This is a genomic window from Microvirga sp. GN3, assembly GCF_055792825.1.
The window spans coordinates 1-13,966 of record NZ_JBVVAK010000179.1 but is presented as its reverse complement, the minus strand read 5'-3'; the positions used below and the strand labels follow the sequence as shown (position 1 = coordinate 13,966).

The 13,966-nt window shown below is 61.7% G+C and carries 12 protein-coding genes and 1 pseudogene; 7 read left to right on the top strand and 6 right to left on the bottom strand.

Annotation, left to right across the window (positions count from 1 at the left end; genetic code table 11):
* Positions 1-243 precede the first annotated feature (243 nt).
* On the top strand, positions 244-909 hold the full coding sequence (locus ACS5Q1_RS41025; protein WP_473103622.1) for an FABP family protein: 666 nt from the start codon (positions 244-246) through the stop codon (positions 907-909).
* 185 nt (positions 910-1,094) lie between these two features.
* On the opposite strand, the gene ACS5Q1_RS41020 is transcribed toward ACS5Q1_RS41025, so the two are convergent.
* The gene (locus tag ACS5Q1_RS41020) at positions 1,095-1,808 is read right to left on the bottom strand and encodes a DnaJ domain-containing protein (protein WP_473103621.1); all 714 of its coding nucleotides are present in this window, start codon (positions 1,806-1,808) and stop codon (positions 1,095-1,097) included.
* The gene (locus ACS5Q1_RS41015; protein WP_473103620.1) at positions 1,805-2,533 is read right to left on the bottom strand and encodes a vWA domain-containing protein; all 729 of its coding nucleotides are present in this window, start codon (positions 2,531-2,533) and stop codon (positions 1,805-1,807) included. The genes ACS5Q1_RS41020 and ACS5Q1_RS41015 overlap by 4 nt, the downstream gene beginning before the upstream one ends.
* A 976-nt stretch (positions 2,534-3,509) precedes the next feature.
* Here ACS5Q1_RS41015 and ACS5Q1_RS41010 point away from each other — a divergent pair.
* The 5 genes and pseudogenes from ACS5Q1_RS41010 (at position 3,510) to ACS5Q1_RS40990 (ending at position 8,261) form a co-directional block, all read left to right on the top strand.
* A complete protein-coding gene (locus ACS5Q1_RS41010; RefSeq protein ID WP_203448445.1) occupies positions 3,510-3,755 on the top strand; it encodes a type 1 periplasmic-binding domain-containing protein in 246 nt (81 codons plus the stop codon).
* 324 nt (positions 3,756-4,079) lie between these two features.
* Positions 4,080-6,809, top strand: coding sequence for a UPF0182 family membrane protein (locus tag ACS5Q1_RS41005; protein WP_473103619.1), 2,730 nt, complete (start codon positions 4,080-4,082; stop codon positions 6,807-6,809).
* A 287-nt stretch (positions 6,810-7,096) separates the two neighbouring features.
* Positions 7,097-7,180: pseudogene (locus ACS5Q1_RS41000) on the top strand (IS6 family transposase); the annotation flags it as partial.
* Positions 7,181-7,235: 55 nt separating this feature from the next.
* Positions 7,236-7,718, top strand: a complete 483-nt coding sequence (locus ACS5Q1_RS40995) for an ankyrin repeat domain-containing protein (protein ID WP_473103618.1) — start codon at positions 7,236-7,238, stop codon at positions 7,716-7,718.
* A gap of 27 nt (positions 7,719-7,745) precedes the next feature.
* Positions 7,746-8,261, top strand: coding sequence for a YHS domain-containing (seleno)protein (locus tag ACS5Q1_RS40990; protein WP_473103617.1), 516 nt, complete (start codon positions 7,746-7,748; stop codon positions 8,259-8,261).
* Between the two features lie 49 nt (positions 8,262-8,310).
* Here ACS5Q1_RS40990 and ACS5Q1_RS40985 read toward each other — a convergent pair whose 3' ends face one another.
* Positions 8,311-10,533 (bottom strand): adenylate/guanylate cyclase domain-containing protein, encoded by a 2,223-nt coding sequence (locus ACS5Q1_RS40985; protein ID WP_473103616.1) that lies wholly within the window; start codon positions 10,531-10,533, stop codon positions 8,311-8,313.
* 921 nt (positions 10,534-11,454) lie between these two features.
* Between ACS5Q1_RS40985 and ACS5Q1_RS40980 the strand changes: the two genes are divergently transcribed.
* The gene (locus ACS5Q1_RS40980) at positions 11,455-12,141 is read left to right on the top strand and encodes a transglutaminase-like cysteine peptidase (RefSeq protein ID WP_473103615.1); all 687 of its coding nucleotides are present in this window, start codon (positions 11,455-11,457) and stop codon (positions 12,139-12,141) included.
* A gap of 60 nt (positions 12,142-12,201) precedes the next feature.
* Here the strand turns inward: ACS5Q1_RS40980 and ACS5Q1_RS40975 are convergent, their stop codons facing one another.
* The 3 genes from ACS5Q1_RS40975 to ACS5Q1_RS40965 form a co-directional block, all read right to left on the bottom strand.
* Positions 12,202-12,471, bottom strand: coding sequence for a hypothetical protein (locus ACS5Q1_RS40975; RefSeq protein ID WP_473103614.1), 270 nt, complete (start codon positions 12,469-12,471; stop codon positions 12,202-12,204).
* A 722-nt stretch (positions 12,472-13,193) separates the two neighbouring features.
* On the bottom strand, positions 13,194-13,547 hold the full coding sequence (locus ACS5Q1_RS40970) for a hypothetical protein (RefSeq protein ID WP_473103613.1): 354 nt from the start codon (positions 13,545-13,547) through the stop codon (positions 13,194-13,196).
* Positions 13,548-13,775: 228 nt separating this feature from the next.
* Positions 13,776-13,966: hypothetical protein (locus ACS5Q1_RS40965; RefSeq protein WP_473103612.1), on the bottom strand; the 191-nt coding region annotated here is incomplete at its 5' end.

Sequence of the window (13,966 nt, the reverse complement as noted above, 5' to 3'; positions counted from 1 at the left end):
GCTGCATGCTGACCTCCTGATCCGGCCATCGATCACGAGATCAGAATCTCACGCAAAAGCTTAGCTGCAAAGGAAAAGCTGTGTTTGGTTGATAATGCCGGCGCTCAATCAGGAACACATCTTGTGCTGCCCCCTATGACGCCGCCTTAGACACCGCCGCCGCATGGTTGCCGCCGCAGCCCTGGCGGACAAGCATTGTCGGTGTCCGCCGGCCCCTTCACCTGCGAACAAAAAGGTTCTGCCATGACTCCTTCGCTTATGACTGCCCTCACGGACGTATTCACCGAACCCAGCGACGTCGATCCGGAAACGCTCAATAATCTGGGCCCCTTGCGGCGGCTGGCGGGACGCTGGCGCGCGCGCAAGGGCGTCGATCTCAACCCCAAAGCGGAAGGCCCGGAGCGGCGCGTGTTCATCGAAAATATCGATTTTCAGGCAATCGACCCGCAGACGAACGGGCCACAACTGCTATACGGCTTGCGCTACCACATCCACATCACGACCGAGGAAGAGGACATCACCTTCCACGATCAGGTCGGGTATTGGCTGTGGGAGCCGGCCACCGGCCTCGTCATGCAGACCATCGCCATCCCACGCGGGCAAGTCGCTATCGCGGCGGGCCAGGCGACATCCGATTCAGACGAGATCGTCGTGACGGCAACCCGCGGGCAGACCGATTATGGCATCTGCTCGACAACCTTTCTCGAGCAGGCGTTCCGCACGAACAGCTACCAGATCACGATCACCTTCCATCCGGAGGGGAACTGGAGCTACGTTACCGATACTGAGCTGCTGGTGCATGGCCGGGATGTGCCTTTTGCCCATCAGGACCGGAACACGCTCCACCGGGTCGGAGAAGCGAAGCCCAATCCTCTGGCGTTGATTATAGCCAAGCGCAAGGCAGGTTGAGCGGAGTGGCGCGGCCCGCCGAAAGTCGCTCCGTCTCGAACCTTTTCCCGCGCCATGGTTCGAGCCTTCGCTCGCCAATCTGTCCCACTTACTTGCGTGAGGTAAGCGGGGCAGATTGGGATTGGAACAAGTATTGCGCCTAAACAAACTGTGACGAAGCACGCAGCAAGAATGTGCCTCCACGACTACCCGTTGCCCCGTCTCAACAGAACGTCCTTGGCCTGGTTGACGCGAGCTGCGAGATAGGTCGAACCGCCTTGGTCCGGGTGCAGCTTCTTCATCAGATTGCGATGAGCCTGTCGGATTTCATCGGCGCCGGCTCCCGGTTGGAGATCAAGGATCCGGTAGGCTTCCTCCGCGGTCATCACGCCCGATGGAAACCGAGCGTCTGCCTGCGGCTGCTCCTCAGTCTGAGTATCCTCACGCCAATGGGGAAACCGGCGGTCGAGATAGGCCTCGAGAAGGCGGACACCCTCCGGGTCGCTGACATGACACTCTGCCAGCAGATCCCGCAGGCGAGCCTCATCCAGTGACGCGAGTTGCTGCCCGGCGGAGGTACCGGCGAGCACGGAGCCCTCCATCTCCCCGGTATCGTGATCCAGTGTCATCTCAATCAGCTGCGAGCGAACGCGTGAGGTGCGTCCGGAGGCCCGCTGTGCACGCGCACCGAGATTGGGCAAGGTGAGGCGACTCCATCCGAGGAGCCAAGCACCGAAACTGCCGATCAGCAGGGCCATATCGATCCGCCCCCGCACCGCGAGCAAGCCCGCGAAGCCCAAGGCTACAACCCCGCCGATAACCTTGAAAAGCTTCGCAAGGGTAGCCGGGTTCGCGTGCGCGAAGTTGCTCAGGAACCACCACAGGACTGCCACGCCAGCGATGCCGTACAGCAGCATCACGGTTTGCCTCCAGTGATTGCGGTGAGCAGGCCGCGGGCCTGCGGGCTGCCGGCGGTCAACCGGGTGAGCCCCTCGACACCACCAGCCGCATAGGCTGCTGCGGCGCGCAGGAGCTCGGACAGGGCTTGGGGGGCTCCTGCATCGAAATGGGCATAGGCTCCGCCGCTCAGGCGGGCGATCTCCCGAAAGGCGCGGGCCGCATCAGGGTCATGTCCCTCGTGGAACATGAAGGCCTTGACGCCGAGAAGGCCGAGTTCGCCGGCAACGGCACAGAGATCGTCGATCGGTTCCTCCATGGCATCACCAACGTAGACAAGCACCTTCAACGGGGTCTGGCTCGCCTCTGTCCGGACGTGACGGAACACCCGACCGATCTGGGTTTGGCCACCCCGGCAACCGATCTTGGTCATGAGATCGGTCAGCGCCCGCGGATCGGCGACCCAGCGGGACGCGCGGCACTCACCGAAACCTCGGAAGTAGACAAGTTGCACCGAGAGGCCACCGGCCTCGCTGGTTGCGGCAAACATCTCGCCCTGGACGCGGCAGGCGAGATCCCAGGTCGGCTGCCGGCTCATGGTGGCATCGAGAGCGAACACGAGCCGCGCCCGGGGCGCATTGCCCGCCAGTGGTCCAAGGCGTTTGGCCTCCGTTAGGAAGGAGTCGATCATCGAAGCCGGACTGCCGCCAGCGGTAGGTGGTCGTGTGAGATCCTTCTTATCAGCCATTGCGTCTCCCTCTCCAGGAATGTGGGTCTTGAGGGAGTGCCTGTAAATCCGGGGACAACGGCTTCGCTTGATATGTCTTACTTGCGCGACTCGCCAGGGTGGGATCAGCGCAAGATCTGTGTCTGATTGAGCGCTTAGGTAAAATGGATTGGGAATCTCTCAGGCGTGACTTGAAGCCTGATCCTCAATGTTAGGTGAGATCATATCGACGCGTCCCGGGTAAACCGTTGATCCTTCTGCCTATCGTTTCTGCGAAACCTGCTGAGCAGAGCCACGTGCTCCAGCCGATCCTCCGGGCAGCTGCATCCTTCCTGGCAACGTGACCACAGCGCTGTATGGCTACTCAGGCACCTGAACCAAATCGTACTCGGTCGTTTGTTAGCTCAGCATGCCTGCTTGAGAGTGCACGTTCCTGCTACATACTCCGTTAGCGCTCAATCGGGAGCAGATCTTGCGCTGATCCCATATTTAAGAACAGAGCGCGCGAACATGTGCGGCTCAACCGGAACCAGAATAGATTTCATGACCCCACCTCAGTGGCCTTTCAGGCAAGTCTGAGCACTCTGAGCATACCTGAAAAGATGACGTCCCGCCCGGATTATCCCTCTGCTGTGTTTGTCAGTTGCGCTACAATGCGTGTCGCTATCCGACCCCATAGAGGCGCCGATGAAAGCTTGGCTTTCCAGTTTTGATCCTGGGGTTCTCATTGGGGGCCTAATGATCGTGACGGGCCTGGTTCTGTCCCTGGTATTTGGAGCCTGACCCGCTCAGGGTCCCAAGCGCCGAGCAAGCTGTGCTCGGCCTCTAAGTGACCATGTATCTGCCTAGGTACACCAGGACCTTGCCGGGTCGATGTCGAGCTGAGGGGATGCAGTGACTGATAGTCGATGCATCCCATGACGCGGCCTGCAACAGTGTGTTCGTTGAGATAGAGCGCCAGCTGATCGGATGACACACGGATCATAGGACTGGTTCAATGCAGCTCAACGAAACGGCGTGCGAGATCCTCGATCTCTTTCGTGAGACCCACCGCAAACCCGGTGCCCGCATGACAATGGCAACATTGGATGCGCACTTCGGGACAGATCCCGCTGTTGCGGTGGCCGTTTCCGAGTTAAAGCAGCTTGGATATGTGACCACGCCGGACGCTGGGACAGTTGAGCTAACGGATCAAGGCTTTGACGCAATCCATCGCGGAAGTTATCGCGCGGGGGCGGAATGAAGGCATCTTGAGCCCAGGCATTTCAAAGCAGCAGTCCGAGCCACGGGCGAGCGGCCGGTTACCGCCAGTCTGCCCTCAAAGGGCGACAACAGGCGCACGATAGCGCTGGTGTTGCCGGTCGCTTCCAGGACGATCTAAACCTTGATCTTGGTCAGATCGCCGGCACTTTCCGCGGAGTGCAAGTCGTTCTGCCACCGAGCGGGAGCGCCTAGGCGACATTATCTAACTGCCGCAAAGACTTGAAACCGCATATACTAGCCGCACAAGCGTCGGGTTGGGTCCCGCCACAAGGGGCCTGTGGGAACCACCGAATGGAGGTGGATCATGGCCTGGAGACGCACAGCGGCTGCCGCGGCCGCCATCGTAGTCGGCCTGGCCGTATTGAGCGTTGTCTTCAACACGGTGGTCGATTGGACGTGGTTTGGGGCCATCGGCTACCTCAACGTCTTTTGGATGGTGTTCAGCACCAGAGCCCTGTTGTTCGTGGCGGCCTTCGCGGCAACCACGATCATCCTCTGGTGGAACGGCTGGCTCGCATCCCGACTTGCACAGTCAGAGACAGGGCGCTTCCTCGAATTGGCCGGAGCCACGGTGCGCCCGCCACTGTCGGCCAGCGTGCCAGATATCGTGCGTAGACATCTCCCTCTTGTTATCGCGGGTGCGGCCATCATCCTGGGAGCGCTGCTGGCGATCGGCGAGATGGCCAACTGGGACGTTCTTTTGCGGTTTGTCTATCAGGTGCCTTACGGGCGGCGGGACCCGGTCTTTGGCAACGACATTGGCTTCTATCTCTTCTCACTCCCGGCCTATATCGCCCTCAAGAATTGGATGTTGGTGACGATTAGCCTGAGTGCTCTCGGCGCCGGAGCCGTGTATTGGCTGCATGGCCATATCGAACTCGACAGTCACCGCCGAAGGGTGTCCCGCACGGCAATCGCCCATGGTTCCGCTTTGCTCGGCGTCTTCTTCGCTGTAAAAGCGTGGTCTTATGGGCTGGACCGCTATCTCCTGCTGTACGGTGACAATGGCGTGGTGGTGGGGGCAAGCTACACAGACGTGCACGTTGAGCTGCCGGTCCTTTGGCTACTGATTGGGCTTGCCGTCGTTGCCGCTATTGTGTCGTGGGCCAATCTGTGGGTCCGCAGCTACAAGTTTCCTCTCACTGCGACGGCGCTCGTCTTCGGCAGTGCCTTCGTCCTGGCTGAGGTGTTTCCCTTCCTGTTCGAGCGCCTGTTCGTCAGACCCAACGAGTTGGAGTTGGAGAGGCCCTATATCGAGCAGAACATCACGCTTACCCGACAGGCCTATAACCTCCATCAAATGACGGCCAAAGCCTTCCCGGTCGAGCAGAGCCTCACGTCCGCCTCGCTCCAGGCCAATCAGGCGACCATCGACAATATCCGGTTGTGGGATGAGCAGCCGCTGATGGCCACCTATCGTCAACTGCAGGAAATCCGGACCTACTACAAGTTCGGAGACGTCGATGTCGATCGATACTGGCTCGACGGGGTCTACCGGCAGGTGATGCTGTCGGCCCGGGAACTCGCGTCCACGCTCCTCCCGTCCAATGCTCAGACCTGGGTCAATCGCCACGTGCTGTTCACCCATGGCAACGGTGTGATCATGAGCCCGGTCACCCACAAAAGCGCCGAAGGGTTGCCGGTCTTCTATCTCGGCGACATTCCGCCCGTTGCGACCGGAGGGCCTCCCGTTCGCGAGCCCCGGATCTATTATGGCGAACTGACCGACACCTACGTTCTCGTCAAGGGAAGCACGCCGGAGTTCGATTACCCCAAGGGCAAAGAGAATGTCTATGCGCCATATGGGGGCGTTGGCGGGGTCGCAGTGGGCAGTGCGGCCCGAAGGGCGCTCTTCGCTTGGTATTTCAGCGACCCAAACATTCTGATCAGCAGCTACGTCACCGGCGAGAGCCGGATCATGTTCCGTCGAACCGTCAAAGCGCGCGTGGCGACGATTGCTCCCTTCCTCCGCCTCGACCGCAACCCCTATCTCGTGGTCAGCGATGGGCGTCTTTTCTGGGTGCAGGATGCCTACACGACGAGCGACTACTTCCCATACGCTGTCCCTTATGCCGGAAACGGGCTCAATTACATTCGCAACTCCGTCAAGGTCGTCGTCGACGCCTACAACGGATCCGTCGATTTGTACCTGGCGGATTCCTCAGACCCGATTGCTGCAACCTACCAGCGCATCTTCCCTGGCTTATTCAAAGCCTTCGCGGCCATGCCGCAGGACCTGCAGAGGCATATTCGCTATCCTGAGGATCTCTTCCTCATCCAGGCGCACACATACGCGGCGTACCACATGGAAGCTCCGGAGGTGTTCTATAATCGGGAGGATCTCTGGCAGTTCCCCCGCCAGCCCGCGGACAGCGGGACAGCCATGATGTCTCCCTATTACATGATCATGCGTCTGCCGGGCGAGCAGGAAGCCGAGACCATCCTGATGCTGCCGATGGTGCCGAGCCAGCGAGAGAACATGATCGCATGGCTGGCCGCCCGGTGCGATCCGCCTCATTACGGCGAGGTGATCGTCTACGAGTTCCCCAAGGACAAGCTCGTATACGGGCCGTTCCAGATCGAGGCTCGCATCAACCAGAATACGGCGATATCGCAGCAACTCTCCCTCTGGAACCAGCTGGGCTCGCGGGTCATTCGCGGGAACCTCCATGTGATTCCAATCGAGCACTCCATCTTGTACGTGTCGCCATTGTATCTGCGCGCATCGACGGGACAGATCCCGGAGCTCAAGCGCGTGATCGCCGCCTATGGTGACCAGGTCGTCATGGAGGAAACGCTCGCTCAGGCGCTGGCGGCTCTCTTTACGGAGCCTGTTCGAGTCCCCGAGCACACAGGAGCGCTACCCCAAGGTTTGACTACGGCCCCGGAGGCTGAGCGAGCCCGGGAGGCTCTCAGCCACTACCGCCAGGCGATGGAGCGGTTGAAGGCGGGAGACTGGAAGGGCTTTGGGGCGGAACTGGACCAGCTGGGAAGGGTTCTTGAGCGCTCCAGTGAAGTCCCCGGCGACCGCTAGAGGGTTGATGCCACCACGGCTGGCGGAGCAGCCCCTCACCCGCGGCGCATGAGGGTGGAAGGTGCTGACCAGCTCGAGTAGGCGCTTAGGTTCAACACACCCACACGTGTGTCGGCCAACACCCCGCGTGGTCAGGCGGGAGGATCAGAACTAGAACTGGCCGGACTATGCGGCGCAACGACCTGACCGTTTGGCTGGTTACGTGCAAGCTGCGATGGGTTCTGTCACAAACCTTTTGTTTCAGAGTTTCAGCTACTGGGGTGGAGGTCTTAGTGGCGGAGGAATAGGTGTTCAAGGGCAGGCATTTTGATCGATCGGTGATCCTGCTCTGCATCCGGTGGCTCTGTTGCATTAACCTCGTGAGGCACAATCAGTAGTGCGTCTGCCGGTCTGAACACCTACTATATCCTGCGGCTTGACGGGTTAATGCAACAGAGCCCCACCGGCAGTGACGTGAACGGCCGCGACGGGGAGCGCGAGACGCCCCTGATCGAAGCCGCACTCGCGGACCAGCCTGAAGCCGTTGCGGCGCTGATCGAGGCCGGAGCCGACCTCGAGGCGCGCAATGACCGCGGTTTCACCGCGCTCCATGCAGCAGCCTACGCGGGGAGTCCACGCATCGTGACCCTGCTGCTGGACCATGGCGCCATGGTCGATGCCAGGAGCCTGCACGCCATCACGCCGCTGCATGTCGCCGCCGAGCAGAACCAGGCCGCGGTGGCCGAGCTGCTGATCGCACGCGGAGCCGACGTCGAGGCGGTGCAGGGCGATGGCTACACGCCGTTGAGCCGGGCGACCTTCTACAAGAGCGCCGCGGTAATGGCGCTGCTGAAGCGGCACGGCGCCCGCTGCCAGCCCAGGGAGACGATCGGCTCCTCGCAGGCCGCGTGCCTTGCGGCAGCGAATTGACCGGATCAGAGAAGAGGAGCGCCCACCATGGCCTCACGCCGCTTCCCAACACCCGAATGGTGGCCACGCGCGGTGAAACCCGTCCCGCTGCTCCTCTGCCTGGGCATCGGCACCGCCGCCGGGGCCGACGGCGTCAACACCGGATACTTCGGCAACGTCGCCATCAAGGGCTATGACCCGGTCAGCTATTTCACTGAGGGCCGCCCGACCAAAGGTTTGCCCGAGTTCAGTTACGACTGGCTTGGCGCCACGTGGCAGTTTTCGAACGCCAGAAACCGGGATGCCTTCGCGGCCGAACCCATTCGCTACGCGCCGCAGTATGGCGGCTTCTGCGCCCTGGGAACGGCGAACGAGGAAGCCTCCGCCAACATCGATCCGGACGCCTGGCGGATCGTCGGCGGAAAGCTCTACCTGTTCGGCGGACGGGAAGGCCTGGAGGAGGACTTTGACGCACGCGTTGGGGATGTGGTCGCGAAGGCCGACGTCAAGTGGCCGGACCTCCAGCAGAAGGAATTCCAGGCCCGGCAGGGCAGCGGCAACTGAGCGTCGGTCCCCAGCCTCCCACCGGGAGCCGCGGCCCTTCGTGGCGACGTCATTGGGCGATCGAAAAGTACCGGACGGTGGTGGAGTCGGGATAGACGTACTCGCTCCGGGTCTCGGCGCTTCCGCCGGGATTGCGATAGACCGGACTACAGAATTTCCGGCCGAGAGTGACGCCCGCGGATTGCGTGCAGAAGAGGTCCTGTTCGAGCGTGAACCGGCCAACGGCCATCCGTGTTTGCGTACGCACCGCGAAATCACCGCTCGAGCCGAGCTGCATGACGAACCGCGCGCCGTTCTGGAGGTGCCCGATCCACGTCTTGCCCGAAGCGAGGGCGCGGATCGTCGCCGCATCCAGCCGATCGTCCAGGCGGCCACTGAAACCAAAACACCACTCCGGCAAGCCTGCCTTGAGGAGCGCCGACACCCGGTGGTCCAGATCTTCCGGCCGCCGATGATGCCCGTACATGACGCGGAGACTGGCAACACTTTGACTGGGGATCCTCTTGAGAATGGCCTCCACGGCCCCGTGCGCATCCTCCATGCGGCCCAGTTGGGCGCTCGCCATGGCCAGGGTCTCGAGGCCGACATCGCCCAAGCCGTCAGGGCCGACCGAGCGGAGGACCTTGAGCGCCTCTTCGTACCGGCGGTTCATGTACAGCACCAGGCTGTAGTAGTCGTAGACCTGCGCCTTCGGCTTCGGGTCGAGTTGCAGCACCCGTTCGATGGCCGCCAAGGCTTCCGGGTGCCGCCCCGCGTAGGTGAGCACGATGGCGAGGTTGAGCTTGGCGTCGGCGCCGTTCGGGTCGAGCGCGACTGCCCGTTGCACCGACTCGATCGCCCGGTCGATCTCGCCGTCCAGCATTTGCAGGATGCCGAGGACGGCATAGGCCCGCGGTAGTCCCGGATTGAGTTCCAGGGCCCGACCCGCCGACGCATAGGCCTGCTGCCGGGCGACCGCGCTCAGCATCAGGGGCTGGAAGTCGAAGGCGAGAACATCGACGATCGCCCGCGCATGGCCCGCATAGGCGTCGGCGAACCCAGGATCGAGGGAGATCGCCTTCTCGTACATCGAGAGGGCTTCTCCCAGGGACCGCTGCCCGATCGAATAGACCTTCTGTTCGGCCCGCATGTAGAAATCGTAGGCTTCGAGGTTGCGGGTGGGCAGGCGGGTGATGGCGGAGGTTTCGCTCTCGGTCAGCCGAACCGACAGGGCCTCGACGACGCGCTTGATCAACTGGTCCTGCAACTCGAAGATCCTAGCGGCGCTGCCGTCATAGCGCTCCGCCCAGACGTTGCTTGCGGTGGCGGCATCGGCAAGCTGCACATTGACCCGGATGGTGTCGCCCGCACGGCGGACGTTGCCCCCGAGCACGTACCGGACCCCCAACTGGCGGGCGATCGTCCCGACGTCCTTGGGCTGGTCCTTGAACGCGAACGCCGAGTGCCGGGCGATCACCGTCAGCCCTGAGATCTTGGACAGGTCGGTGATGAGATCGTCGGTGAGCCCATCGGCGAAATAGTCCTGCTGGGCATTGTCGCCGGGACCGTCGAACGGGAGGACGACGAGCGACGGCTTGCCCGCCCCCAGTCCGGTCGAGCGCAGGAGGTCCGACACCAGGGTGGCGGGCCGGGGCCAGGAAACGGCACCGATCGCGGCTACGATGGCCAACAGGACCAGCGCCGCGGCCAGGGTGGACCAGCGCGGCCGCCGGCCTAGGCGTCGCGCACGCTGCTTCAGCAGGACGCGATAGACCCGGACCGGCTCTGGGATGTTCTTCAGATGCTGCCTGCCGAGCGACTGGAACGCAACGTCAAGCTTGTTCCTGGCGTGGTCATAGGCGGTACCCGAGATCATGATGCCGTCCGGTTTGCAGAGGCTCTCCAGCCGGGCGGCGATATTGACGCCATCGCCGTAGACGTCGTCGCCATCGATGATGACGTCGCCGAGATTGATGCCGATCCGGAGCGAGATCCGCGCGTGCTCGGGGAGGGTCTCTCGCTGGGTGGCGATCGCACGCTGGATCTCCACGGCGCACGCCACGGCATCGACCACGCTCGCGAATTCGACCAGCGCGCCGTCGCCGATGAGCTTCACGATGCGGCCGTGATGGTTTGCGATCACCGGATCGACGACGTCGCGGCGCAGCGCCTTGAGCCGGGTCAGGGTGCCCGTCTCGTCGACGCTCATGAGGCGGCTGTACCCCACCACGTCGGCGGCGAGGATCGCGACCAGCTTGCGTTCGACCTGCGGTGTCTCGTCCACAAGGATCATGATAGAGAAATCGGTCGGCGAGGCTACGGAAAGGCTGCCTCACGGGGGCGTCCCAGGTGAGGAGCCCTCCCGGTCCTATAGGTGCGACGCAACGTTGCCGACGGAGTCTTCCGAATACGCTCGAACGCAACGTTTTCCGGATCCATCGAGCGCTTTGGTCTGCCCATAAGGCGGTGAGCGGACCTTCATTTCATTTGCTGTTCGTTACTCATTGACCCCTTCCGGACCTTCACCAGATGACTGGACTCGGAAGCCCATGCGGGTGCTCCGCAGCGGTCCAAGCGACGCGTCACCGTAGCAGATCCGGTTGCGAACGACGCTTGCCCCCGCAACTCCGGATCACCCTTACTGGCTTGAAGCGATGGGTTCCACTCCATCCACCCAGGATTGGGTAGCGGTCTCGCGGGCGGTCCGTTCGTCCTGGAAACCCTGATCCGTGGTCTTCTCGAACCCGCAGACGTGGCACTGTACAGAGGCGGTGAAGTACCCGTCTTTCGTGGCAACGCTCAGGACCGATGCCGCGTCACATGAACACTTTGGGCACGATGTCTGGATCATAGGGTCCTTTCTCTCCATAGCGAGGGCCGTCAGGAAGCGAGAGTATCGCATATGGTCCGGAGGTGTAGCTCAGGGCGCCGCGACAAATTTGTGCAGCGCAAAATGAGACCGGTTTTGGGTCAAGCCGTCCGGTGAGGCGAACGGCCAGACCACTCGGCAAGAGCCTGATTTTCAGGCGCCAGTCTTGCCTCGAACGACATGACTTCTCAGAAAGACAAATGAGTTGCCTAACCAATAGGCAAAAGCACGCATTATCAGCGGTTGGCGAACCAAGAAAGGGCATTCAAGTGGTTCCTGCCTAGCCCCTGTGCAGGTCTACTGGGCGTGGACCAATGCCCAAGCAATAAGCCAAGCGAGCAAGATATGCACCGGAATGCATCGAGGGGGCGTCGCGCCCAAGAGGAGACGTGTGTCTATCGTGTCCTGAGGCGGGCCAGCCAAGCAGCCGCTGTTCTGTGTCTCTGGGGCGCTCACCCCATCGTCGCCGGGACGCCCGAACCCGCTCCTGTGGCGCCGCCAATCGTCAGCGAGGATCTTCGCTCTTCCGGAGAAGCCGGACCGACCTTGGCTTGGATGCAGTTCTGCGATCAGCATCCACGGGAGTGCTCGATCGATTCCTCCGAGCCGGACACCATCCCGCTGACCGACGGCACCTGGGCCTCTCTTCAGGAGGTCAACAAGCACGTTAACCGAACGATAGCGGCGGTGCCGGACCAGGATCACTGGAGTGTGGTGGATCGCTGGGATTATCCGGACGACGGGCTTGGAGACTGCGAGGACATGCAACTGCTCAAGCGCAAGCTCCTGGTTGAACGGGGACTGCCGCAACGAGCGATGCGCATGACTGTCGTCATCGATGAACTGGGCGCCGGGCATGCCGTGTTGAGGGTGCGCACGGATCGCGGCGATCTCATCCTGGACAACAAGAGGGATGCCGTTCTGCCCTGGCAGCAAACAGGTTACGTCTACGTCAAGGGTGAGGGAGCGGAGGGTAAGGCCTGGGTCTGGTTTGGGGATCGGATCGCACCTACCGCGACCGCAGCCAAGTAACGGTCGTTCCGGCAATTCGCGGGCGGGGACTGTCAGCACGACGTCGGGTGTTTCCCCACGCTAAACGTTGCTTCGCCTGAAGAAGACGACGTTGGCGCTGGTCTCAAGCACCTTCTGTAGGTGCGACAGCTCAATGAATGCGTGGGCGCGGTACAGCCGCCACATCGGGCTGACCACCTCTTGGAAGGGGACTTCCGGGTTGGATGTCCACCAGGAATCCCACTCCTCGGCGGTGAAGTCGTCGCCGTAGCCGTGCGTCACAATCAGGTCCGGATCGAAGCCATCGTCGACGCAGAGCGCCTTCGCCCTGGCCCTGATCTGGCTGTCCATGATGTCGGATGTCTCCTGGGCCCGCGCGTACAACATGATCACTCCGCAATCGGCTTGGATGAGGGGAGAGGTTGGCTGCGCTGCTCCATGCAGCGTGTCAGCTCTTGGATGAGCCAGCGTCTGGCCTGGCGTTGTGAGGATCGTGTCATGGTGACCTCCTGCGATGTCACCAGGATCGCTCGAAACGGCCCGTTCTTCCGTGACCCGGGCCACACATCGCTTGTGCGAAAGCGATCACAGTCATTCCTGTGGTGAAGCGGCTCAGAGGAAAGGGTTTCCTTTGGTCCTTCCCGACTTGGCGAGCGACCTCCCGGCCTGACCGTGCGGAGGTCAGGCCCAGGTCGTGGCGTCGGCGATTGGCGTCCTTCTGGTCGGCGATACGATAAATCTTCTTGGTTATCTTGCTAGATCCTGGCCAGCATCGCCGTCCTGCAATTCGGGGGCGGCGAGTCAGGGTCTAGGTCGGCTCCGGGCACTTCTCGGAAGAAGCGCGGTGTTACGGTCATAACGACGTAGCGGACCTTCCAATCGTTTGCCGTTGGTTACTCTTTGACCCACTCCGGACTATCCTGCGTCTGAGACACGTGGCTGACGGAGCGATTGACTCGATTGGCCCTCATTTCAGAAGTCCATTTCGCGACACCGCTCGACCTGCTCGTCAAATCAAGCGGTGGCATTCAGAGCGGGGGCGGCGGAAAATCCGCGTTCGCCCCCGCTTCACATCACAGACCGAAGCAAGGCCCGCCGAACACCGAGCGAATGCAGGACGATCCACCACGCCGGCCCCCAGAGGATGTGACGCTCACTCCACCCTGCGGCCCTCTTGGCACTCGGTGATCCCGCACGATTGGATTACTGCGATGGTCTCTGATCACGGGTTCTGCCCGATGATCTCGGACGATCACAGGCGCACGATGATCACGGACCACGGGTGGCATGCGATGATCGCGCACGACGAAGCCGCTGCCATCGTAGCCGCGGTCACGTGCTATGGCTCCGTCGTGTGTGGCAACGAAAACCAGACAGGCGGAGAGCGCGACGGCAACTTGGGTGAATGTTGTAATACCAGACTTCATGGGAGGACTCCTCTTCGACAAGTGAGGAGTTTACGATGCGCTCCATGCAGGATCTGTGAGCGGCGTCACAGGCAAAATGTTTCCGTCGTCCACCGGCGTCAGGGCACAACGATGATGGGCTTCAAAGTCGGACCGGAGAGGGCCTGTTCGTCTGTGTGTCTGGAATGCCTCGTTCTGGCACGAGGCGGAAGTAGGACGAACATCCGCATTTATGCGGTGTGCGGACCTTCACGGGCCACCGCTCTCCATCACGCTGTACCACAGGGTTGACCAGACTCGGATTGGTTTGGAGAACGGTGCTAGACTTCCCTGCGATCTGGATTCGGCGGACATTCCCGATGGAGCTGAAACATGAATGGTCAGTGGCAGTACCAATTGCGGATCTATCTGGCTGATGAGCTTGCTGAGGTAGCCCGCCG

What these genes read in the sequence shown, in the direction of transcription:
- ACS5Q1_RS40990 (WP_473103617.1), top strand. Translation starts at nt 7,746, where the DNA reads ATGGCCTCACGCCGCTTCCCAACACCCGAATGGTGGCCACGCGCGGTG.
- ACS5Q1_RS40975 (WP_473103614.1), bottom strand. Translation starts at nt 12,471, where the DNA reads ATGGACAGCCAGATCAGGGCCAGGGCGAAGGCGCTCTGCGTCGACGAT.
- ACS5Q1_RS40985 (WP_473103616.1), bottom strand. Translation starts at nt 10,533, where the DNA reads ATGATCCTTGTGGACGAGACACCGCAGGTCGAACGCAAGCTGGTCGCG.
- ACS5Q1_RS41015 (WP_473103620.1), bottom strand. Translation starts at nt 2,533, where the DNA reads ATGGCTGATAAGAAGGATCTCACACGACCACCTACCGCTGGCGGCAGT.
- ACS5Q1_RS40980 (WP_473103615.1), top strand. Translation starts at nt 11,455, where the DNA reads ATGCACCGGAATGCATCGAGGGGGCGTCGCGCCCAAGAGGAGACGTGT.
- ACS5Q1_RS41025 (WP_473103622.1), top strand. Translation starts at nt 244, where the DNA reads ATGACTCCTTCGCTTATGACTGCCCTCACGGACGTATTCACCGAACCC.
- ACS5Q1_RS41005 (WP_473103619.1), top strand. Translation starts at nt 4,080, where the DNA reads ATGGCCTGGAGACGCACAGCGGCTGCCGCGGCCGCCATCGTAGTCGGC.
- ACS5Q1_RS41010 (WP_203448445.1), top strand. Translation starts at nt 3,510, where the DNA reads ATGCAGCTCAACGAAACGGCGTGCGAGATCCTCGATCTCTTTCGTGAG.
- ACS5Q1_RS40995 (WP_473103618.1), top strand. Translation starts at nt 7,236, where the DNA reads ATGCAACAGAGCCCCACCGGCAGTGACGTGAACGGCCGCGACGGGGAG.
- ACS5Q1_RS40970 (WP_473103613.1), bottom strand. Translation starts at nt 13,547, where the DNA reads ATGAAGTCTGGTATTACAACATTCACCCAAGTTGCCGTCGCGCTCTCC.